This is a genomic window from Symbiopectobacterium sp., from assembly GCF_051710365.1.
Taxonomy (GTDB): domain Bacteria; phylum Pseudomonadota; class Gammaproteobacteria; order Enterobacterales; family Enterobacteriaceae; genus Symbiopectobacterium.
This window is the reverse complement of sequence record NZ_JBPETA010000006.1, coordinates 15,061-38,100: the sequence shown is the minus strand read 5'-3', so window position 1 is coordinate 38,100 and position 23,040 is coordinate 15,061. Positions and strand designations below refer to the sequence as shown.

21 protein-coding genes and 1 tRNA gene are annotated in these 23,040 nt (G+C 53.9%); 1 reads left to right on the top strand and 21 read right to left on the bottom strand.

The window, feature by feature from the left end; all coding sequences use genetic code 11:
• Positions 1-101: hypothetical protein (locus ACTBDZ_RS01280; protein WP_438813920.1), on the top strand; the 101-nt coding region annotated here is incomplete at its 5' end.
• Between the two features lie 5 nt (positions 102-106).
• Here ACTBDZ_RS01280 and ACTBDZ_RS01275 read toward each other — a convergent pair.
• From ACTBDZ_RS01275 to dsbC, 21 genes are all read right to left on the bottom strand, one after another.
• Positions 107-904 (bottom strand): response regulator, encoded by a 798-nt coding sequence (locus tag ACTBDZ_RS01275; protein ID WP_438813919.1) that lies wholly within the window; start codon positions 902-904, stop codon positions 107-109.
• A 16-nt stretch (positions 905-920) separates the two neighbouring features.
• On the bottom strand, positions 921-2,153 hold the full coding sequence (locus tag ACTBDZ_RS01270; protein ID WP_438813924.1) for a sensor histidine kinase: 1,233 nt from the start codon (positions 2,151-2,153) through the stop codon (positions 921-923).
• A gap of 346 nt (positions 2,154-2,499) precedes the next feature.
• A complete protein-coding gene (arnF, locus tag ACTBDZ_RS01265) occupies positions 2,500-2,889 on the bottom strand; it encodes a 4-amino-4-deoxy-L-arabinose-phosphoundecaprenol flippase subunit ArnF (protein ID WP_438813918.1) in 390 nt (129 codons plus the stop codon).
• A gap of 15 nt (positions 2,890-2,904) precedes the next feature.
• Positions 2,905-3,231: a 4-amino-4-deoxy-L-arabinose-phosphoundecaprenol flippase subunit ArnE gene (gene arnE, locus ACTBDZ_RS01260; protein WP_438813917.1), complete on the bottom strand. Its 327-nt coding sequence runs from the start codon at positions 3,229-3,231 to the stop codon at positions 2,905-2,907.
• A complete protein-coding gene (arnT, locus tag ACTBDZ_RS01255; RefSeq protein WP_438813916.1) occupies positions 3,228-4,886 on the bottom strand; it encodes a lipid IV(A) 4-amino-4-deoxy-L-arabinosyltransferase in 1,659 nt (552 codons plus the stop codon). The genes arnE and arnT overlap by 4 nt, the downstream gene beginning before the upstream one ends.
• A complete protein-coding gene (gene arnD / locus ACTBDZ_RS01250; RefSeq protein ID WP_438813915.1) occupies positions 4,883-5,803 on the bottom strand; it encodes a 4-deoxy-4-formamido-L-arabinose-phosphoundecaprenol deformylase in 921 nt (306 codons plus the stop codon). The genes arnT and arnD overlap by 4 nt, the downstream gene beginning before the upstream one ends.
• Positions 5,800-7,779, bottom strand: a complete 1,980-nt coding sequence (gene arnA / locus ACTBDZ_RS01245; protein WP_438813914.1) for a bifunctional UDP-4-amino-4-deoxy-L-arabinose formyltransferase/UDP-glucuronic acid oxidase ArnA — start codon at positions 7,777-7,779, stop codon at positions 5,800-5,802. Before arnA ends, arnD begins: the two co-directional genes overlap by 4 nt.
• Positions 7,776-8,768 carry an undecaprenyl-phosphate 4-deoxy-4-formamido-L-arabinose transferase gene (gene arnC, locus ACTBDZ_RS01240; RefSeq protein ID WP_438813923.1) on the bottom strand — a complete coding sequence of 331 codons (993 nt, stop codon included), beginning with the start codon at positions 8,766-8,768 and terminating at the stop codon, positions 7,776-7,778. The genes arnA and arnC overlap by 4 nt, the downstream gene beginning before the upstream one ends.
• A 1-nt stretch (position 8,769) precedes the next feature.
• Positions 8,770-9,909, bottom strand: a complete 1,140-nt coding sequence (gene arnB, locus ACTBDZ_RS01235; RefSeq protein WP_438813913.1) for a UDP-4-amino-4-deoxy-L-arabinose aminotransferase — start codon at positions 9,907-9,909, stop codon at positions 8,770-8,772.
• A gap of 396 nt (positions 9,910-10,305) precedes the next feature.
• The gene (gene napF / locus ACTBDZ_RS01230) at positions 10,306-10,848 is read right to left on the bottom strand and encodes a ferredoxin-type protein NapF (RefSeq protein ID WP_438813912.1); all 543 of its coding nucleotides are present in this window, start codon (positions 10,846-10,848) and stop codon (positions 10,306-10,308) included.
• Entirely contained in the window at positions 10,848-11,441 is a 594-nt protein-coding gene (locus tag ACTBDZ_RS01225; RefSeq protein ID WP_438813911.1) for a TorD/DmsD family molecular chaperone, read from the bottom strand. Before ACTBDZ_RS01225 ends, napF begins: the two co-directional genes overlap by 1 nt.
• Positions 11,442-11,496: 55 nt before the next feature.
• A complete protein-coding gene (locus ACTBDZ_RS01220) occupies positions 11,497-12,273 on the bottom strand; it encodes a dimethyl sulfoxide reductase anchor subunit family protein (protein WP_438813910.1) in 777 nt (258 codons plus the stop codon).
• Positions 12,266-12,901, bottom strand: coding sequence for a DMSO/selenate family reductase complex B subunit (locus ACTBDZ_RS01215; protein ID WP_438813909.1), 636 nt, complete (start codon positions 12,899-12,901; stop codon positions 12,266-12,268). Before ACTBDZ_RS01215 ends, ACTBDZ_RS01220 begins: the two co-directional genes overlap by 8 nt.
• A gap of 13 nt (positions 12,902-12,914) precedes the next feature.
• The gene (locus tag ACTBDZ_RS01210; RefSeq protein WP_438813922.1) at positions 12,915-15,314 is read right to left on the bottom strand and encodes a DMSO/selenate family reductase complex A subunit; all 2,400 of its coding nucleotides are present in this window, start codon (positions 15,312-15,314) and stop codon (positions 12,915-12,917) included.
• Between the two features lie 591 nt (positions 15,315-15,905).
• Positions 15,906-15,978, bottom strand: a tRNA-Gly gene (locus tag ACTBDZ_RS01205).
• Between the two features lie 82 nt (positions 15,979-16,060).
• A complete protein-coding gene (locus ACTBDZ_RS01200) occupies positions 16,061-16,744 on the bottom strand; it encodes a LysE family translocator (RefSeq protein WP_438813908.1) in 684 nt (227 codons plus the stop codon).
• A gap of 67 nt (positions 16,745-16,811) precedes the next feature.
• On the bottom strand, positions 16,812-17,579 hold the full coding sequence (locus ACTBDZ_RS01195; protein ID WP_438813907.1) for an AraC family transcriptional regulator: 768 nt from the start codon (positions 17,577-17,579) through the stop codon (positions 16,812-16,814).
• Positions 17,580-17,719: 140 nt separating this feature from the next.
• Positions 17,720-19,237 (bottom strand): lysine--tRNA ligase, encoded by a 1,518-nt coding sequence (gene lysS / locus ACTBDZ_RS01190; RefSeq protein ID WP_438813906.1) that lies wholly within the window; start codon positions 19,235-19,237, stop codon positions 17,720-17,722.
• An 8-nt stretch (positions 19,238-19,245) separates the two neighbouring features.
• Positions 19,246-20,344 (bottom strand): peptide chain release factor 2 gene (gene prfB, locus ACTBDZ_RS01185; RefSeq protein ID WP_438813905.1). Its coding sequence is split into 2 segments (ribosomal slippage): positions 19,246-20,268 and positions 20,270-20,344, totalling 1,098 coding nucleotides; the frame shifts between segments, so codons are not numbered across the junction.
• Positions 20,345-20,469: 125 nt separating this feature from the next.
• Entirely contained in the window at positions 20,470-22,203 is a 1,734-nt protein-coding gene (gene recJ, locus ACTBDZ_RS01180; RefSeq protein WP_438813904.1) for a single-stranded-DNA-specific exonuclease RecJ, read from the bottom strand.
• Between the two features lie 73 nt (positions 22,204-22,276).
• A complete protein-coding gene (dsbC, locus tag ACTBDZ_RS01175; RefSeq protein ID WP_438813903.1) occupies positions 22,277-22,993 on the bottom strand; it encodes a bifunctional protein-disulfide isomerase/oxidoreductase DsbC in 717 nt (238 codons plus the stop codon).
• Between the last annotated feature and the right edge of the window lie 47 nt (positions 22,994-23,040).

The window sequence follows — 23,040 nt, the reverse complement described above, 5'->3', positions numbered from 1 at the left end:
ATCAATGCTGTTCAATGTGGCAGTTACTGAACAAGGTTCGCCGCTTCATGGAAACCGTCAGCCCGTTTCCCAGTGGAAAACATGGACAGGCAAAAGTGTAGCGGTATTAGGAACAGCTATTTAGGGTGATGTTGGTGAAAATATTCTTCTCAATGTGATAACGCGCGCGTTCGATAAAATCCCCCTGGGGTGCAGCGCTTTTAAACACCCGCTCAAACAGGGCTTCACTCAGGGTAAACACGCCGCGCAGAATACGGTAGTAAAAGCCTTCCGTCAGCCCACGGCTGGCAACGTCGCGCATCACCCCTTTCAGCGCCGCAGAATGAGATGCGGCAAACTTGTCGCCTTGCGCCGTCACGTATTGGTCAAGCAGCGCAAGAAAATCCACTACCGTCTGACGGCGATCGCCAGATTTATCCCAGTAGGCACCGTCGATGGTCTGAAACACCAGCTCATGCCAGGCCGGGTAATCACCGTCATCGATCAGGGAAAACACTTTCTGTTTCAGTTCGCGTGTTACCTGATTATCCTGTTCATCGTAATGCAGCACCTTTTTGATCACATCGGTCATGATGCTCTGTTTGACCGGTTTGAGCAGGTAATCATCCACTTTCAGACTGAGCATGCTGCGCACAATATCGAAATCGTCATTGGCGGTGGTGACGATCACTTTGGTCTGATCGTTTTTACGGCGCAGATACTCGATCACCTCTCTCCCATTTGGCAACGGGATATTGATATCCACCAGGATCATATCGATATGATTCAGTTGATCGATCAGTTGAATGGCTTTGCGTCCGGTCGATGCTTCATGAATGGTGGCATTTTCGATGTGTTCCGAAATCATGCGGCGCAGAGATTTGGATTCAATGTGTTCATCTTCCACAATCACAAAATTGTACATTGTGTTTCTCCCCGGATTAATGGACTTCCTGCATCGGGAAACGCAGTTTGATAGAGGTTCCCTGCTTCGGTTTGTGCGGACTGGCAATCTCCACTCCATAACGCTCGCCGAACAGCAACTGAAGTCGATTTTGAATGTTGTTGATACCGATGCCGCCTTTTTGACGATTCTCATTACCGGAGAGAATATGCTCGATATCCTGTGGCGAAATACCATCGCCATTATCCGTCACTTCAATAATCACATCGCTGCCATCGTCGGTGGCTTTAATGTGAATGTGACTTTTTATTTCTCGCGGCTCAACCACGTAATTAAAGAAGTTCTCCACCAGCGGCTGCAAAATAAAGAAAGGACAAATCACATCCAGATATTTATCCGGAATGCTGAACATATAATCAAAACGATCGCTCATGCGGACTTTTTGAATCGACATGTAGCTGTTGACGTAATTGATTTTATTACGCAGCGTGATAAGCCCATTATTACTTTTGCGTAGCAGATAACGCATCATATCGGAAAAATCATGCACCATGTTTTCGGTGCGCTGGGCGTTCTCCAAAAAGGCCAAACGGCCGATAGTATTGAGTACGTTAAACAGGAAATGGGGGTTTATCTGATAGGAAAGCGCTTTAAATTCAGCTTCATGTAGAGAGAGCTCGATGTCCACGCGTTTGCGCAATTCATTGGTCAACGCCAGATCTTTTTGATGCAACTCGCGCTGGATATTGTTGGCGTAAGCCTGTTCAACCAGATAGGACGCGACATGCAGCAGCGTGTAGGCGGTCGATTCAAAACGCTCATAGGGCATGCGTTTGATGTTTTTATGCAGATTCACCAGCATGGGGTTCTCTTCCCATACGCCATTTTCCGCCAGAATGTAGGGGATTTCGGTCTCTTTTGAGGTTTCGACTTTGACCTGACCGGAGATAAACGCGCCGAGATAATGGTTGTCTATCATGATGGGCACCGCAAACTCAACGAATCCGCAGTAGCAGCGATACACTACCGGGCGGCAGGCCGCCATGGCAGCCCTTCCTCCGGCGTCATCACAGTCGTAGCAATGTTGCGCTAATGCAGGATTACGCCGCGAACGGGCACAAAAATCAGAAAATCCGCTGGGTTTGGTAACCGGAACGCCTTTTTCATCAACAACCACCAATGCAATCATCATGGATTTGCTGAAGTTATCCTGCAACGTTTGCAGCCGTTCAACGTCAAGGATTTCTTGCAATGGGTATTTGTTGTTCATCATGCTCTTTTCTGTCAGTCAGACACCGTGTCTGAGAATCCGTTTTCACCCCTCCGCCGCCGTAGGAATATCCCTTCTATACCCTAAATAATTCGAGTTTCAGGAAGGCGGCAAGTGAGTGAATCCCGATGAGCTTACACAAGTAAGTGATTCGGGTGAGTGAACGCAGCCAACACACCTGCAACTTGAAGTATGACGGGTATATTCCTATTGATAACGGTTTTGTATTATTTACGATCTACAGTATGGATGCTATGACCTATCTCACACGGTGTTATTGCGATAAGAATGACAAGAAATTACACCTGAAAATGTTTGTTTTGTTTGAGCCCGATCGACTCTTGCGCTATGACGAGGTAGAGATTTTCTCTTCACGTTCCGGCCAGCAGACCAACAATACGCCCACCATAATGGCGAACACGCCGATGCACGCCAGCCATGAAAAATGCTCTGAATAGTCGGGTAAGAGAAGCGAACCAAGCCACACCAGCACATAGCTCAGGCTCAAAAATGCGTAGGCTTTTCCCAGCGCCAGACGCTGTAACGCGAATTGCCAGACAATTAGCGACAGCACGTAACACCCCAGCCCAGCGGTAAGCAGCAGCCACTGGCACGCTGCGCCGTCCCACAGCATGCGTATTGACCATACCGGTGGCAATCCGGACAGGGCGTATTTAATCGCCAACTGCGCAATGCTGACCAACATGACGCTGAGGCACGCCGCTAGATATCCCATGCTATCGCCTCCACGTTAAGCCGTAACACCGAGTAAAACAACGCCCGAGATGATAAACAGAATGCCGAGGCTATGCCGCCAACCAATAGGCTCCTGCCAAATCCAACGTGCGGCCAGCGTGATCCAGACCAGATTCAGACTCAACATCGGATAGGCAATGCCAACAGGAAGCTGTTGCAGTACGACCAGCCACAGCAATAACGCAAGCGCCAGCAGCAGCAGAGCAACGCTCAGCCATCGCGCTGCATAGGCAGGATGAACCGCGCCAGCCGCCTGTTTTTGGCACATCTGCCCCATGCAGCTCAGCATGCTGACCAGCAAAACCCCCAACCATGCACTCACTGCGCGTGATACTCGACAACGGCAAAGCGTCCTTGCTGATAGACACAGTCCGGCGTTGGCAACGTATGTATCGTCGTCCTGTCGTCGTCGTCCAGCAGTAGCATCAGCGTAATATTGCCCTGTTGACGGTGAGCCGCGAGCCAGCCGGAGAAGGCGTCCTCAGAAACAAACCGTTCTGCGCTGTCCTCAAACGCCAACCCCCAGGCCAACTCACCGCGACGGCTATAGAGAAAAATATCGTCACGCTGCAACTCCCAGGCAATAACCGAGGCAACCCCTACGCTGTTGGACAGCACATAGCGGCTCGCTTGCAGTTGCGCATGAGCCGGCTCAATCATCGCCTGCGGCTGTTTGGCATTCTCCACACGATCGGGAATGGCAGCGCCCACCAGCAGCGCCAATGCCAGCGGGCACAGCGCCGCGCAGGCCCAGCGGTTACGCGGTTGCACAAGCGACAGGCTCCCGATCAATGCCCAGGAGAGAAATATCACCGCTGCCGCCAGCATCTTGCCATATTCCTGCGGTGTATAGAGCGGATAGCTCGCCAACCGATGAGGTGCCAAAACCAGCACCACAGCCAGCAGCCCTATAACACCAAACACCATATTGATAAGTGCGTTGGCACGCAGCGCCTTGGCACCCTCGCGGGCAGCACCCAGCACATGATGGGCCAGCAACGCCGCCAGCGGCGCGTAGCAGGGCAGTATATAGGTCAGTAACTTTCCCTTCGCGAGGCTGAAAAACAGCAGCGGCATGAGAGTCCAGCCCAGCAAATAGATCAGGCCGCTGTTCGTTTTCCTGTCTCTCCAGCCTTGGCGCAACGCTCCGGGTAGGAACCCCAGCCAGGGTAACGCGCCCAGCAGAAACAGCGGCAGGTAATACCAAAACGGTGCCCGGTGCTGTGCGCCTTCCTCCGCAAAACGCTGGATATGCTCTACCCAAAAAAAGTAGTGCCAGAACGTTGGTTCACGCTCTGCTATGGTTAGCGCCCAAGGCAATGTCACCGCCGCCGCACTTAACACGGCCAACGGTCCATACATCAACAGCGATTTCCACTGTTTCTTTTCTGCTACCCACGGCAGCACGCTAATAACAGGTACCGCCAGCGCCAAAAAGCCTTTGGTCATCACCCCCATGCCGCAAGCCATCCCCAGCACCAGATACCCAATGGCCTTTTTGCCCACGGACTCGGATTCAGCGGCATACCAGAAACTGCACATGGCGAGCGAGAGCCACAGCGCGAGCATAGGATCGAGCACGGCGTAAGTCCCGACGCCATAGACCAGCAAGCAGGAAAGGTAGATTACCGCCGCCAGCAGCGCAGTACGTTTGTCCCGCCAGATCCGCCAGGAGAGCCAAGCTACCAGACAGGCGGTCAGCGACGAGGAGAATATGGCTCCCGCACGCACCGCGAAGTTGGAATGACCAAAAAGCCATTGACCGAGATTGTTGATCCAGTAACCCGCTATTGGTTTTTCAAAGTAGCGAATACCTAAAAATCGCGGCACCGCCCAATCCCCCGAGGCCAGCAAGCCACGGCTGATTTCTGCATAGCGGGTTTCATCCGGCTGCCAGAGCAAGCGGTATTCAATGGGAATAACGTAGTAGAGTGCCCACAAAGCAACCAATGCGAGCGTGTAAGTTACTGCTTTCATGACTGACCGACCTGATCGTGTTGGCTATTCAGCCACTGTTGACAGCCTAACCATCCGTCCCGTCCGTCAATGGCGTGGCGCACAACGTGCCCAACGGGCAAATCTGCCTCGGATTCAGGAAGCAACGCCCCCAGAGGACAAAACTGAAGTCCTTCAAGATGCGCCATGGAGAGCAACGCCGAAAATTCCCGCTGGAAGGCGATGCCCTCCACCTCAGCGTGCACGGTATACACCGGTGTCCCTCGCGCGCTGTGCATGGCGTTGAGCAAATAGCGGTTGAACTGCTGTGGTTGCACGGTGGAGCCGATAACCTCATCCCAGGTGGGCAGTGAAACCGGAATCTGAACGGTACCTAATGTGCCATCTGCCAGACGAGGCCGAAATGGTGTGCTGCCGCGACAATCGCTGTTGTAGCGGAAACCAAAGCACTGCTTAGCCTCAATGACACGCTGATCTGCCCGCCATCCGGCCACGGCGGAGCAGGTGACGGCCTGACCCAGCAGATCCTCCAGCGCGGTCTTGCCCAGCGCAATATGGCGATGTAACTGTGCCGGGTTCCAAATGCCCGCCCAGGTTTGCCAGGCAAAGTGATCCCAGGCATGAAGCCCCACCTCGTGGGTACGCGCCGTTTGTCGCATGACATCCGCATTACCGCGCCCAATCAAACGGCCCGGCCAGGCAGTTCCCGCCAGCAGGATGTCCCAGCCATACAACGAAACCGCCTTGGAGCGCAGCATCTTCCACAAAAAAGCCGGTTTGGCCAGACGCCAAAGGTGACGCCCCATATTATCTGGCCCAACGCTGAAAAAGACGCTTGCCTGAACCCCATGTTGCTCCAACGTCTCTAACAGGCGCGGCATACCCACTCGCGTACCGCGCCAGGTGTCGACATCAATACGCAGCCCGACACGCTTCATGGGGTTGAATCCGGTGAAGGGTGAGCACGCAGGAAAAAGTCCAGCGTTTCGTCAATCGTCTGGCGGATCTCGACCTGTGGCTCCCATCCCAAAAGGCGGCGCGCATTGACGATGCTCGGTTTACGGTGTTCCACATCCTGATAGCCTTTGCCGTAGTAACTGCCACTCTCCACCACGCACATGCCAGCAAACGGCGGATACATGTGCCGAAGCGGATGGCGTTCAAAACTTTCGAGCAACATCTCCGCGAGCTCGCGGATGCTGGCCTCGTTTTTCGGGTTACCGATATTGATAATTCGCCCGTCACAGGCGTTGTCACGATTTTCGATGATGCGGAATAACGCCTCGATGCCGTCGTTGATATCGGTAAAACAGCGCTTCTGTTCACCGCCATCAATCAGCTTGATGGGCGATCCTTCCACCAGATTCAGGATCAATTGCGTAATGGCACGCGAACTGCCGATCCGGGCAGCATCCAGGCTATCAAGCCGTGGTCCCATCCAGTTAAAAGGACGGAACAGCGTAAAACGTAACCCCTGCTTCTCGCCGTATGCCCAGATCACCCGATCCAGCAGTTGCTTCGATACCGAATAGATCCAACGCTGTTTGTTAATCGGCCCAACCACCAGCGATGAGCGATCTTCATCGAACACCTTATCGCTGCACATCCCGTACACTTCAGAGGTGGAAGGGAAGATGATGCGTTTCTGGTGTTTGACGCAACTACGCACGATTTTCAGGTTCTCTTCGAAATCCAGCTCGAACACCCGCAGCGGATTGCGCGTGTATTCAATCGGCGTGGCAATAGCAACCAGCGGCAGAATGACATCACATTTCTTGATGTGATACTCAATCCACTCCGAGTGGATGGTGATATCCCCTTCAACAAAGTGAAAACGCGGGTTAAGCAGGAAACGGGCAATAGCATCGGAACCGATATCCAGGCCGTAGACTTCGTAATTTTCATCTTGCAGCAACCGCTCCGTCAGGTGGTGGCCGATAAAACCGTTTACCCCGAGGATCAACACCCGCACGCGTTTGGGTTGGCACGGCAAGCAGGCATTCAGCCTGGCCCCTTCCACCATGCCCACGGTTTGTGCCAGTTGATCACCCGCCATAAACACGCTGTTGTCACTCTGCCCGGTCACAATCTCCAGCGCATCGCTGCCGCAGGCAACCACCAGCGGTGAAACCGACAACACTGTTCCACTCGGCGCGCAAGGGAAATCCTGTCGCAAACGGGAGGACCACACCGTCAAGCGTGTCGCACCGGCATAACAAAAGGCGCCCGGCCACGGATCCGTGACCGCACGCACCAGGTTGTGCAATTCATGCGCGGGCCGCGACCAGTCCATCCGCCCCGCCTCCGGGGTTCGCCGGGTGACATAGCTGGCCTGTGCGTGATCCTGCTCCTGTTGCGGATAGTTACCGGATTTAATCACTGGCAGGATATCGCGTAACAGACTGTCTGCGCATTCGCACAGTTTATGGTGCAAACCAGGGGCATCGTCATCCGGGGCGATATCGACCCGCTGTTGCGCGACAATCGGGCCCGCATCGGGTTCTGACGTCATGCGATGCAGCGTGACGCCCGTCTGCGTCTCTCCGTTAACCAATACCCAATTCAGCGGTGCACGGCCACGGTATTGCGGCAATAGCGAGCCATGCAGGTTAAACGCCCCTAAGGGTGCGCACTGCAAAATCGCGTCACTCAGCACGCGGCGGTAATAGAAAGAAAAAATGGCCTGCGGTGCGAGCGCGCGAATGCGTTCACGCCACAGCGGGTGGTTCACGTCTTCCGGTGTATAGACAGGAATACCCGTTCTGGCGGCAATACGAGCCACTGAGCCAAAAAAAGGATTTTCACCGGGCGTGTCCGCATGGGTGAAAATAGCACTGATGCGATAGCCAGAGGCCAGCAAGGCATTGATGCCAACGCATCCCATATCATGGTAAGCAAAAGCAACGGTATTCATTTCACATTACTCTCTTGGTGAGTCTCGTCTTTGCGGGTCTCACCCTTAACGACGCGTTGCACAAAATAACGAGGGCGAGCACGCACATCGTTGTAAATACGGCCAATATATTCACCGAGTATCCCCATCCCCACGAACTGCGCGCCGATAAAACTGAACAGAAAGGCAAACAGCATGAAAACGCCCTCGGCCGCCCATTCAGGCCCAAATACCAGACGCAACGCCACCAGCACAAAGGTCAGCAAGAACCCTGAGAGCGCGATGGCGCTACCTATCACACTGAGCAGACGTAAAGGCGTCGTGGTCAGGCAGGTCACCAGGTCATACATCAGGCTGATCAAACTGATCACGCTGTACTTGGAATCACCGTGCAGGCGTTCGGCGTGCTCGACAGGAATCTCCGTCGCCTTACGCGCGAAGATATTGGCAAGGATAGGGATAAAGGTGCTGCGTTCGTGGCAGGTCAACATGGCATCGACGATATGGCGTCGATAAGCGCGCAGCATACAGCCATAATCGCCCATGACCTTGCCAGTAGTACGCTGGATAAAACGATTTATCAGGCGCGATGACATTTTGCGAAACAGGCTATCCTGACGGTTTTGGCGTACCGTGCCCACCACGTCATAGCCTTCATCGGCCTTTGCCACCAGACGCGGGATCTCTTCCGGTGGATTCTGGAGATCGGCATCCAGCGTGATGATCAAATCGCCCGAGGTATGGCTAAATCCCGCCATGATCGCAGCATGCTGACCGTAATTCCGGTTAAGCAATACGGCTATCACGTGGCTATCTGGCATTTCGCTGAATTGTGTCATCAGTCGCGCTGAGTTGTCATTGCTGCCATCATCAACCAGTACAATCTCATAGTCCTTACTCAACGTCTCACAGGTAGCCACCGTGCGCTGAATCAGCGCGGGCAGGCTCTCTTGCTCGTTGAATACCGGGATGACAACGGAGACTTTTTTTATCGGAGGAAAGGTGAACATATCAACCGCAGGCAAGTTCGAGCAGCGCATCGATAACGCGTGATGTGTCGTCATAAGTCATATCCGGAAACAGGGGAATGGATAACAGGCGTTCGCTGTTCCACTCCGTATGAGGAAGTTCAAGTGCGGGAAAACGCTCACGGTAATATTTCTGGGTATGGACGGCGCGAAAATGCAGGCCGGTGCCAATCCCTCGCGCTTGCAGTGCAGCCATTAACGCATCGCGTGAAATACCGCAGCGTTCAACATCCACACGCAATATAAACAGGTGCCAGGCGTGGTGATGGGGCCATTCAGGCTGACGTAGCGGCAGCAGTGGCGTATCGGCAAGCGCCGATAAATAGCGTTGCGCAATCTCCTGACGCCGCTGGTTAACGTGCGCCAGCTTGCCAAATTGCACTAACGCAATCGCGGCATGGATATCACTGAGATTGTATTTGTACCCCGGTGTTATCACTTCTGCCTGTGGTGCACGTCCCTGTGCAAGTCTGTCATAAGCATTCACGCCAAGGCCGTGAAATTTAAGGCTGCGGATACGCTCGGCAAGCTGGTCATCATCGGTGACCACCAGTCCGCCCTCTGCGCAGGTCATATTTTTGATGGCGTGAAAGGAGAAAATCGCAGTGCCTTTCGCTCCGACAGGGGCTCCGCGATACTCGGCCCCAACGGCATGAGCAGCATCTTCAATAACGGGGATGCCGTGACGATGCCCGATGGCGCGAATCGCGTCCATATCAGCGGGTGCGCCAGCGTAATGCACGGGAATAATGGCGCGCGTGCGGGGCGTGATAGCCGCAGCAATGGCCTCCGGCGTGACCATCAATGTATCGCGATCGACGTCTACCATCACCGGCACAGCGCCAAGCAAGACAATCATGTTGAGGGTTGAAACCCAGGTCAGCGAGGGGGTAATAACTTCATCGCCAGGGGAAATATCCAGCGCCATCAAGGTTACGTGCATCCCGCCCGTGGCGGAACTGACAGCAATGGCGTGCTTGTTGCCGGTCAATGCACAAAAAGCAGCTTCCAATTGCTGATTTTTTGGCCCTGAAGTGATCCACCCGGATAACATGACCGTATTTACGGCAGCAACCTCTTCCTCCCCCAAAGAAGGGCGAGAAAAAGGTAAAAAATCAAGCATGACAATATCCTGGTGATAAAATAATAAACGTAAAAAACATCACGATTTCACCGCCTTAATTTCTATTACCTCGCAAAAGGAAATAAGAAAAAAGTTGGCTGATAATATAGTCGAGACCTGTTTTTTAACCTTTATAAATAATGATACAGGTGCGCATTACTAAAATAACTCAGATGAACACCCTAAACACGCCTCATCCGAATTGTGTTTAAAATACGTTTAATTAAACCATTCAATTAATAGTTCAATCATCTCTTCTTATTTCACATATTCATTTAGGTTTTATTTAAAAATAAATAATAGCCATTGGCGTCACAATAACATGACGTTCAAAAATAAAAATCACATTATCACTGCATAAACAGCTGTATGGCGGGGTCGATATTGAGGCGTTATTTAAGCGAATGGGGTCAATGAAATTTCCTGAATTTCACACTGAATCAAGCATTCTCCACAGCCATGACACCGCGCTCTGTCTACATCAGGCAAGCCTCGCTCACTGAGGGAAAGCGCCTGACTCGGGCAGGTATCGATGCAACTGCGGCAATGGCGTTGCTGACTGATGCAGGTAGCGCCGATCGCCGGACGTAATCCGGTATCAAAGTGTGCCTGCGGCAATAGCGCCCCCGAGGGGCAATGCGCGATGCATGCCTGACAGCCATCGCAACTGGCGTATTCAATGGCCAACTGCGGATAACCTTCTTCATTGACGATCAGCACCCCCATTGGGCAAGCATTAACACACTGTTGGCAACGGTTACACTGTTGATAAAACTGCGGTGCAGGCAGCGCACCGGGAGGAAGTGGCGCACGCGGTTGAGCGTTATCGGGTAGCGGCTCATGCTGGTGCGAAGCATTAAGAAAGGCGCGGAACAACCCGCGCCGACTGACGTAGCGATGAGACAAATATCCGCGATAGTAGCGCTCATCCTTTTCCATCAGAAAAACATCCGTGGTGTTTCGGGCTGCAACCCATAATGACGCTGCATCCCCTGTAGCAGTAAGCGGGTCACGGCTGCCAGTTGGGCATAGAACGGGCTGTGGGGATTTTGCTGCAAGCGTTCCAGATAGCGATCGCTCCAGGGCAGCAAATACGTTTCCAACAGCGTGTGTGCAGCCTGCTCTTTCTCTTGTTCCAACAGTGCTGCGAGCGCCAGCAGCATCAATCCGAACTGATCCTCCGGTTCCTGCTGCGCACCGGTAAACGACAGCCCGTGCTGGTGTAGGAAAGCACGATAGAGTGCCGTACTTTCTCCCATTAGCAGATTGTCGTTTTCCAGATAGAACGACGCCCAGGGCGGTGCAAACATCTCTCCCTGCCCTTCGAACAGCACCGAGTATTGCCAGACAAACGCTTTTGCGTCAGGCACCGGCCAGTGCTGACACAACGCTTCCATTTCGGTGCGTTCTGCCCAGGGGCACAGCGTAGGCAGCGCAGATAAGCTCTCAACGATAGCCTGCACATCGGGGTGTGTCGGCGGGTAGTAAAAGAGTGCGCCCAAAAAACGTGGCAACACGGCTATAGATGACATCGGGCTCTCCCCTTAGGATGCCGCCCTGTGCAATAGCATACAGGGCGGCACGGCATTACATCGGCAACGTCCACAGGTTATAGAACGCGACACAGCCCGCCAGCTCAGCGACAATCACTACCAGCGCACTGGCCGCCAACAGTGAGCGTCCGGTTTTATAACGGACATGCATCATCGCCCCCACTACGCCCACAGCGAGCAGGATAGCCTGCGCACTGAACCAGGCAAGCTGTGCACTGGTCAGCGCACTGTCTGCGCTCATCAAGGTTGCCATGTAGCCAGGACGCAGGCAGAAGCTCGCCAGCGTAGCCAATACGCTAACGGCCAGCCCAATCCGGCGTGCACCCAATACCGCCGCCAGTGCGCCGCCACCAATCATCGGCGTCAGCAGCATCATCAACAGCGTGTAGCTGGTGTTCCAGGTCGCCACGGTCGGCAACTGATAAATGCGCGGGATAGCCAACAAGAACAGCACACCCACTACGGCAGCGATCCAGGTCAGCGCGCTGAACAGACGTTGTGCGCCGCGATTAAGCAGCAACCCCAGCGCTCCGAGACCGCCAAACGCGCAAAACAGCGATGAAAGCACGATTTCGTTGCTCATCGGCGAGTGCCCGGCGCGCAGCAGCACGTTCATGGCACGCAGTGGCTGCCCGAGGTGCAGCCCCGCGATCGGCAGGGCCAGACCAAACAGACACATTGCAGCAAACAGCCCAATCGCTAACGGCCGCGCCTCCACCTGTTTTAACACTCCCGCCACCAACAGCAGGATAAACGCCCCCACCGCACTCTGCGTGAGCACGGTAAAAAACACCAAAGGCAACTCATGCATGGCGCACCTCCTGCAAGTTTTGAATAGCACCGTCTTTATCGCCGCTATCGCCGCTCGGCCGCGCTTTCGGGTGCGGTTTGACGATCAGATTCGGGTGCGTCAGCGACGCAGAAGGTAACGGTGCGATCTCGTTTTCGGTGCCGTATTTGGCACGCAGTTCATCAATGGGCCCAAAATCCAGCGCGCGCTGCGGACAGGAATCGACACAGATCGGACGCAGATTTTTCTGCAACCGATCCAGGCAACCGTCACATTTGCGCATCACCTTGGCGTGCGCATCAAACTGCGGCGCGCCGTAGGGACAACGCATCTCACAGTAACGGCAGCCAACGCACACGTTCTCATCCACCAGCACCAGCCCATCCTCTTTGCGCTTGTGCATGGCACCGGTTGGACAACCGGCCACACAGGTCGGATCGTCACAGTGGTTACAGGCAATCGACAGGTAGTAGCTGTAGGTGTCGTTTTGCCAGGACTCGCCCTCTTTTACCCAATTGCCGCCGCCGTATTCATAGGCACGGCGCAGCTTCGGGCCAAGATCCAAATCTTTGTTATCCTTGCAGCTGACCTGACAGGTTTTGCAGCCCGAACAGCGCGAGGAGTCAACGTAAAAGCCATATTGTGTCATCAGTCATTTCCCCTTAAGCGCGCTGAATCTCAACCAGGTTGGTGTGTTGCGGATTACCTTTCGCCAGCGGCGAAGGATCCTGGGAGGTCAGGGTGTTAATGCACCCGCCAACATCGACGCCCGCGCTGTCAAGGCGCGTCCAGGCCCCTTGCGGCATAGCGGCGACGCCAGGGAGAATGCGCTGTGTGACTTTACAGGGGATTTCCACCACGCCGCGATCGTTAAATACACGCACGCGATCGCCAGATTTCAGTTGGCGCTCCGCCGCATCGATCGGGTTGATCCAGACTTCATCCGGCACGGCTTCATGCAGGAATTGCACGTTGCTGTAGGTGGAATGGGTGTGGCCCTTGGTATGGAATCCACTGAGTTGCAGCGGATATTTGGCCGTCATCGTTTTATTGAGATGAGATTCACGCACCACGCAGAACTCAGGAATTGCAGGGATACGATCGCCTTCCGGTAACGTCCAGGTTTGAGCCAGTTTGGCTAGCGCTTCGGAATAGATCTCAATCTTGCCTGACGGTGTTTTCAGCGGATTGGCCTGCGGATCTGCCCGGAAATCCAGGAAGGCAATGCTCTGTTTTTCCGTCGCGATCTGTTGATCGATAACGCCCTTCTCTTTCGCAACCGACCATTCCGGCAGGTAGGTACGTTTCTCTTTCACCTGTTGGTAATGTTTTTCGACCCACTGCGCCTGCGTACGGCCTTCGGTGAATTGTTCTTTCAGTCCCAGATGACCGGCAATATCGGCACAGATGTCGTAGGTACTGCGCACTTCCCACATCGGCGTGATGGTTTTCTGGATAGCGATCATGTAGTTGTGCGAGCCCGTTGAATACGAGCTATCAACCAGATCTTCCGCTTCCAGATAGCTGGTTTCCGGCAGCAAAATATCGGCGAACTTGGCGCTGGGAGTGATGTGGTTATCAATCACCACGATGGTTTCACACAAGGTGTCATCCGCCAGAATTTTGCGCGTGCGGTTGATATCACCGTGCTGGTTCAACAGCGCCCGCCCTGCCTGATTGACCACCATTTTAATGCCGACGCGCAGCTTATCCGCGCCTTTCACGCCCATGGTTGTGGCGGTCATTTTTTCGGGCTTAAGGATGGCATCCGTCCAGAGGTAACAAGGGATTGAGGTTTTGATCGGGTTGCTGCCCACCGGCAAGGTTGGAACACCATAAGGTGTACCATAAGGCCAGTTGCCGTTGTTGGTGCCCTGCAACTCAAAGTGACCGGTGAGCGCAGGCAATGTCTGGATAGCGCGCACGGTTTGCTCGCCGTTGGCGTGGCGCTGCGACCCCCAACCCTGGCCGATATAGCAGGCGCGCGCACCCGCGATTTCCCGCGCCAACTGACGAATGCGCACCGCTGGAATGCCAGCGACGTTCGCCGCCCATTCAGGCGTTTTGGCAATGCCATCTGGCCCGGTTCCCAGAATATAATCCTTGTAGCTGGCATTCGGTGCCGCAGACGCGGGCAACGTGCTGGCATCAAACCCGACGCTATAACGGTTGACCAACGCTTCGTCGATCAGGTTTTCGCTAATCAGGGTGTGAGCCAACCCCGCGACCAATGCTGCATCGGTGGTTGGACGAATCGCTAACCACTCTGCATGCTGGGTGATAACAGAATCGGTGTAACGCGGATCGATGATCACCACGCGAGCCTGCGATTTTTCTAACGCACGACGCAGTTCCTCCACCTGTCCGCCGCCGGACATACGGGTTTCCGACAGGTTGAGGCCAAAAAACACCACCAGATCGGAATGGGCAATTTGCGTAAAGTGGCTGCCAACATAAGTGCCGTGCGTATACGGCGTGGCAGTCGCGATTTGCGCGGTAGAGTAGGTGTTGTGATAGTTCAGGTAGCCGCCCGTCAGGTTCAGCAGGCGTTTCCACGCGTGCGTTCCCTGATTGTGGTAATAGGCACCGGATTGGTAGCTGTAGTAGATCGCCTCATTGCCATATTTCTCAGCAATGCGCTTCATTTCCGAGGCGACAAACGCGGTCGCCTCTTCCCAACTGATGCGTTTGAATTTGCCTTCACCGCGTTTACCGACACGCTTCATCGGGTATTTGATACGATCCGGGCTGTAAACGCGCCAGCGGTTAGAACGCCCGCGCAAACAAGGACGGATCTGGTGTTCACCGAACACGCTGTCATCTTTGGCATCTTCCGGCTCGATACGCACGATGCGATCGTCCTTCACAATCACCTTCAACGGACAGCGACTGCCGCAGTTAACCAAACACGCGCTGTGACGAACGGTTTCATTGTCGTTCACCACGCCGGTTGGAGCCACCGCCGGCTGGGCATTGGCAGAAAACGGCAAGGTGATGGCACTGGTAATCGCCACCGCCGAGCCGATTTTCGCGGCATCGATCACCGCGTCCCGACGAGATATTTCCTAGTGTAAAAGGTCTTCAATAATTTTCTTCATAATTATTATCCCACTTTGCTTACCCTGCTAACCATAAAGGCTTGCTAATAATGTGGGATTGATATCGATCAAGCGGGTAAGGTCTATTCCCCCCAAAAGGGTAGAAATGTGATCGCCAAACGTCGTTATTTACTTAAATATATAACGTTTTTGGTTTTAAATGCTGCTTTTTTGCAAAAATGCAGGTAATGATAATGAGATTTATTGCTATTTATGAATAGTGTTTTATCTATATATAAGTAAATGAAAATATCACCACACAGAATTTATAAAAGATATTTACCTTGAAGAGCGAAAAACAGGATATCGATTATTTATACATAAAATCAACATGTTAAATTAATCCAATTTCAAACTCTCCCCTGCGACGTTATTGGGGGAAATACTAGAAAACATGTACATCAGCCTGCGGCAATTCGCTAAAGCAAGGGTACTACACACATCAACGCATAGGTTTGGATAGAAGGAAGTAGGCGTCGAGATAATCAGAATTTAGTGAAAGGCTTGTGGTATATGGGGTTAGTTGACTCTACTAGATATTGCGAGAAGTGTGTTTGGAGCAGTGAAGGGAATCGAACCCTCGTATAGAGCTTGGGAAGCTCTCGTTCTACCATTGAACTACACTCGCATCAGGTGTGCGTTGGGCATTATAGCGCTATCCGCTTGCCGGGCAAGCAAAAACCCGGCGAAAGTGGTGGCGTATTGAGCGATCAGTCAACGGCTGTCAGCGGGATCAGCAGCGTTTGGTAACCGTGATAGATGACTTGCACAGAAAAATAGGCAAACAGCAGTGCCGAGATGACATAGCAGTAAAAGGTCAGCCGCCCTTGCAGCGCCTGTCGGCCAAACTTGATCATGCCCGCCAGAAACAGCGTCCACAGTAATCCACCGATAAAGAAACCGCTGAGAAACACGCTCACCATCAGCGTTGAGCCGTCCGTTGACTGCGCGATGATCGAGCCGCCAATCGCTGAAAACCATAGCAGCGCGGTCGGTGATGCCAGCGCCATCCCCATACCGCTCAAAAAATCGTAGCCGCGAAACCGTTTTGCTACTGCTGGAAGGTCAGTCACATCCGCGTCCACAGGCGCTAATCGTTGCGTCTGATAATCACGCCAGGCCATGCGCGCCATGTTCCACGTCATCCACAGCAGAATGGCACCGCCACCAATCCATAGCGCCCAGCGTACCGGCAATGCGGTAAAGATAACCGCTAAACCAAACGCAGAAAGTGCCGCGTAAACCAGATCGCCAAAACAGGAACCAAAGCCAATCATAAACGCGGCGCGCGGCCCGTCACGCATACCCCGGTTAATGATCGCCGTATTCACCATCCCCAAATCCGGGCACAGCGAGAGGGAAAGCAAAATGCCATTAAGCACCACTAACAACATAACCGCCACAACTCCGCAGACATTAACAATAAGCGCAAGTCTACGGGGTCGATGGCAGGACGTATTGTCAGAAATTGATACGCTGAAAACGCCCCGGCGTCATGGCATTAAAACGGTTGAAGGTTTTGGTGAAGTGCGCCTGATCGGCAAAGCCGAGACTAAGGGCAACCTCACTGATGCTCATGCCCTGACGCAGCAACTCACGCGCTTTGCCAATACGGCGCTGCATCAGCCAAGCCAGCGGCGGCATACCGGCTTCCTGATGAAAGCTACGCACCAGATGCGCCACGGTAATGTGTTCATCGCGCGCCAACGCATCCAGATTGGGCGGTTCAGCGAGGCAATCGAGCAAACGCGCCTTGATGCGTTTGACTCTGCCGCCCTCGCTGACCATCTTTAACGGCGCAGGGCTGCCCATGTCGTTGTCCATCAACGCGGCCAATAGCAGCACCAGCCGCTCCTGATACATCGCGCCATCGCCCTGCTCATCGCTGGGGCTTGCCAATAGTTTCAACTGTTGCGCCAGAACGGGAGCCTGTTGCACGCCCTGTGCAAACCGAAAGGCGCGACCAAAGAAATGCTCAAAAGCACCGGGTTGTACGTAGAGCGAGGCACATTGCCAGCGGCCATCGCTGTTATCACCGCTTTGTAGCTGATGCGGATTATAGGTGGTCACCATCTGGGGATCGACATCAAAAGTGTTACCATCCAGCCAGACATGCTCCACGCCGTTGAGATTGGCGCTAATCACATATTCATCATGGGTATGGCGGGGAAATCCGCCGGTATTTTCTAACAACGCCAGTTCAAACCAGCCATCACGATAGGTGATCATGGAGCCACTTCCCCCCGAAACAGAAGAGTGACGGTAGCATTTTTCTCTGTGGGTTTACCAGCATGGCTCGCGGGATGACTACGCATAAAAAAACCCCATGCAAGAATGGGGTTTATTCCGCATCCGTCGTTCGAAGAAACTTACTTCTGCGGACGCATCGCCGGGAACAGGATGACGTCACGAATGGTGTGGCTGTTGGTAAACAGCATCACCATACGGTCGATACCAATGCCCAGACCCGCCGTTGGCGGCAGACCGTGTTCCAGCGCGGTGACATAGTCTTCGTCGTAGAACATGGCTTCGTCGTCGCCCGCATCTTTGGCGCGTACCTGATCGGCAAAGCGCTCTGCCTGATCTTCTGCGTCGTTCAACTCGGAGAAGCCGTTACCAATTTCACGTCCACCGATGAAGAACTCGAAACGATCGGTGATTTCCGGGTTTTCATCATTACGACGCGCCAACGGTGAAACTTCCGCCGGATATTCGGTGATAAAGGTCGGTTGGATCAGATTCGCTTCTGCGGTTTCTTCGAAGATCTCGGTCACGATACGGCCCAGACCCCAGCCTTTTTCGATCTTGATCCCCAGAGACGTTGCAATGGCAGACGCTTTATCGAAATCGTCCAGATCCGTCACGTTGGTTTCCGGACGATATTTGCAGATAGCCTCGCGCATGGTCAGCTTCTCAAATGGTTTACCAAAATCAAACGTTTGATCGCCGTAAGGCACTGTGGTGCTGCCCAGCACGTCTTGCGTCAGGGTACGGAACAGGCTCTCGGTCAACTCGATGAGATCTTTATAATCGGCATAGGCCATATAAAGTTCCATCATGGTGAATTCCGGGTTGTGACGCGGCGAAACCCCTTCGTTACGGAAGTTACGGTTGATTTCGAACACGCGTTCAAAACCACCAACCACCAGACGCTTCAGGTACAGTTCCGGCGCAATACGCAGATACATGTCAATATCCAGCGCATTATGGTGAGTCACAAAAGGACGCGCGGAAGCACCACCGGGGATCACCTGCATCATCGGGGTTTCAACTTCCATAAACCCGCGCTCCACCATGAAACGGCGGATACCAGACATGATCTGCGAACGCACGCGGAACGTATTGCGCGATTCGTCGTTGGCGATCAGATCCAGATAGCGTTGGCGATAACGGGTTTCCTGATCCGCCAGACCGTGGAATTTGTCCGGCAGCGGGCGCAGCGCCTTGGTCAGCAAACGCAGTTCAGTACAATGGATGGAAAGCTCACCGGTCTTGGTTTTGAACACCTTGCCGCGCGCGCCCAGGATATCGCCCAGATCCCATTTTTTGAACTGTTCGTTATAAATGCCTTCTGCCAGATCGTCACGCGCCACGTAAAGCTGAATGCGGCCACCCACATCCTGTAACGTCACGAACGAGGCTTTACCCATGATGCGGCGCGTCATCATACGACCCGCCACGACCACTTCAACGCCCAGCGCTTCCAGCTCTTCGTTTTCTTTATCGTCGTAAGCCGCGTGCAGCGCATCAGAAGTGGAATCACGGCGGAAATCATTAGGAAAAGCGATACCGTGTTCACGCAGCGCCGAGAGCTTTTCGCGGCGCGCTTTCAATTCGTTGTTCAGATCCAGCGCCTGATCGGCACCCTGTGATTGTGACTCAGCCATGTGACTTGTTATAACCCCGCTTTTAAACTTGCTTCAATAAATCGGTCCAGATCGCCATCCAGCACAGCCTGAGTATTACGCGTTTCCACCCCAGTGCGCAGGTCTTTGATTCGGGAATCATCCAGTACGTAGGAGCGAATCTGGCTGCCCCAGCCGATATCGGACTTGTTATCTTCCAGCGCCTGCTTCTCAGCGTTTTTCTTTTGCATCTCAAACTCGTACAGCTTCGCTTTCAGCTGTTTCATCGCCTGATCTTTGTTCTTGTGCTGGGAACGGTCGTTCTGACACTGGGTAACAATGTTGGTCGGTATATGGGTAATACGCACCGCAGATTCGGTACGGTTAACGTGCTGTCCACCAGCACCGGAGGCGCGATATACGTCAATACGCAGATCTGCCGGGTTGATTTCGATATCAATATCGTCATCCACTTCCGGATAGACCAACGCGTAACTGAATGAAGTATGGCGGCGACCACCGGAGTCAAACGGACTCTTGCGCACTAAACGGTGCACGCCCGTCTCGGTACGCAGCCAGCCAAACGCGTAGTCACCAATAATCTTGATGGTGGCCGATTTGAGACCCGCAACTTCCCCTTCAGACTCTTCAATCACTTCAGTCTTGAAGCCTTTGCTCTCGGCCCAGCGCAGGTACATGCGCAGCAGCATGCTGGCCCAGTCTTGCGCTTCCGTACCGCCGGAGCCGGATTGAATATCGAGGTAGCAGTCGGCGCTGTCGTATTCGCCGGAGAACATGCGGTGGAACTCAAGCTGTACCAGCTTGGCTTCCAGCGCATCCACTTCAGTAATGGTGTCGTTGAACGTCTCTTCGTCGTCCTCTTCCACCGCCAGTTCAAGCAGGCCGGAAACGTCTTCCAGTCCCTGTGTCATCTGATCGATGGTATCGACGATCGCTTCCAGCGAGGAGCGCTCTTTGCCCAGCGCTTGTGCGCGCTCAGGTTCATTCCAGACGTCGGGCTGTTCCAGCTCGGCGTTTACTTCTTCCAGGCGTTCTTTCTTGGCATCGTAGTCAAAGATACCCCCTCAGAACAGCTGTCCGGTCAGACAGGTCCTGAATGCGGTTTTTTACCGGATTAATTTCAAACATGATTAGCGTCTTACGTTAGCCGTCAAACGACGGAGAAAAAATGGATATAAACGAACAATTCTAGCGGAATATACGCTAGGTTTACAGCCGTCTGGCGCAATTTTACCCATACGAGCGATGACTCGCTACACCGGCCACAAGTGCTGTATCAACAATTGCACGCTGCGTTTACCGCGAAATTCGTTAACCTCAAGGCGGTAGGCCAGTTCCGCCTCACGAATGCTGCTGTCGGGCCAGCAACGGGTATCCACGTTAAACGCGATACCGTCCAGCAGCGGTCCGCCGTTAACCGGCTCCACCATCAGCTTCAGATGGCGCTCTTTCAACAGTTTCTGCTGCAAGATACGAAAGCGCCCGTCAAACGTGGGTTCAGGAAACGCTTGTCCCCACGGCCCGGCATCGCGCAGCATTTCTGCCGTCACCAGATTCAGTTCGGTTTGTATCAGCTCACCGTCCGACCAGATAACCCCTTCCAGGTGCGATTCATCCAGCCACTCGCCGACCAGCTCACCAAAGCGCTCACGGAAGGTATCAAACTGATGCTCTTCCAGCGATAATCCAGCCGCCATTGCGTGACCGCCAAATTTAACCATCAGTCCCGGATAGCGGGTATCCAGGCGCTCCAGCGCATCGCGCAAGTGCAGACCGGGGATTGAACGGCCAGACCCCTTGAGCACGCCCTCGCCCGCCGGTGCGAACGCAATCACCGGTCGATGAAAACGCTCTTTAAGCCATGATGCCAAAATACCGACCACGCCCTGATGCCATTCGGGATGATACATAGCCAATCCCAGCGGCAGTTGTTCAAGGCAGTGCTCCAGTTTTTCGCACAGTTGCATGGCTTCCGCCTGCATCTCTTGCTCGATTTCACGCCGCGCCAGATTGAGCGCATCCAGATCGCTGGCCTGCATCCGCGCTTCGACAATGTCATCGCACAGCAGCAGCGCCACGCCAATCGACATATCATCCAAACGCCCTGCCGCATTCAGGCGTGGCCCAATCGCAAAGCCCAGATCGCTGGCTACCAGTTGGCTGGCATCGCGGTTGGCGATTTCCAACAAGGCGCGAATGCCAGGGCGACATTTACCGGCACGGATGCGATTCAGCCCCTGCGACACCAGAATACGGTTGTTGGCATCGAGTGGCACCACGTCGGCCACTGTGCCTAGCGCCACCAAATCGAGCAGTTCCGCCAGTTTTGGTTCCGCCACCCCTTTTTGGCTAAACCAGCCGCTGTCGCGCAGACGCACAAACAGCGCCATCATCAGGTAAAATGCCACGCCGACGCCGGCCAGCGATTTAGAAGGAAAGGCACAGTCGCGCAAATTGGGGTTAATCATCGCATCAGCGGCGGGCAACGTTTCCCCCGGCAGGTGATGGTCAGTCACCAACACCTGAATACCACGCTGGTGCGCATCATCCACGCCGGCATGGGATGAAATACCGTTATCCACCGTCAGAATCAGCTCTGCGCCCAGCTTCTCGGCCTGCACCACCACTTCCGGGCTCAGGCCATAACCATCTTCAAAGCGGTTCGGCACCAGATAGGTCACCTGGCTACCGCCCATGCTGCGCAGTGCCAGCACGGTAAGCGCGGTGCTGGTCGCGCCGTCGGCGTCAAAATCACCGACTACGACGATGCGCCGTTGTTCTGCCAGCGCCTGTTGCAGCAACACCACTGCGTCGTCAATGCCATCGAGCAGGCGATAATCGAGCAGGCCGCGCAGGCTGCGATCCAATTCCTGACCCTCGGTGACGCCGCGCTGCGCGTACAGACGGCGTAGTAACGGAGGAAGCGTTGCGGGAAGCCCACTGCCTTCCGCCAGCGGACGCCGGCGGAGTATGGTTTTTAATTCCACTGTATTTTCAATTCCACTGCGTGACGGAGTGCATTACACGTTATCGCTTTTAATGGGGCAACCTGGCGGCAATTTACGCGCCCGGTTTGGCCGCAGCCCGATGAGCGTTCAGCATAGCTAACATCTCTTTCGGTGCCTGATAACCCGGAACCACGGTGCCGTCCTCCAGCACGATCGCTGGCGTGCCTTGCACACCAAACTGGATACCCAGCTCGTAATGCGCACCGATATCGGTCTTGCAGGTTGCCGGGGAGATAGCCTCACCGCGCGACGCGGCGTCATACGCCTTGTTACGGTTGGCAGTGCACCAGATAGACTGCATGTCTTTTTCCGTTGGCGAATTCAGCCCCTGACGCGGGAAAGCCAGATAACGGATGGTAATACCCAGATCGTTATAGTCTTTCATCTGCTCATGCAGTTTGTGGCAGTAACCGCAGGTAATATCGGTGAAAACAGTAATCACATGTTTTTCCTGCGCCGCTTTGTAGACGATCATTTGATCCTGCAAGGCATCCAGTTTTCCTTTCAGGATCTGGTTGGTCACGTTCACCGGCGTGCCGCCATCCACGGCGTAGAGCGGTCCTTGCATCAGATGTTTGCCATCTTCCGTTACGTAGAGCACGCCGCTTTCCGTCAGCACCGTTTTAAGGCCAGCGACCGGCGCAAGCAGGATATCCATTTTTTCAATGTCCAGTTTGGTCAACGTCTGTTTAATCGCCGCGTCGTCGGCATGTACTGCGCTACTCGTCGCCGCGAGCAGTAAAGAAAGCGCCATTAGCCCTTTTTTCATCGTATTCAGTCCCGTTCATGGTGTATTCCGCCTGTAAAGGGCGCGTT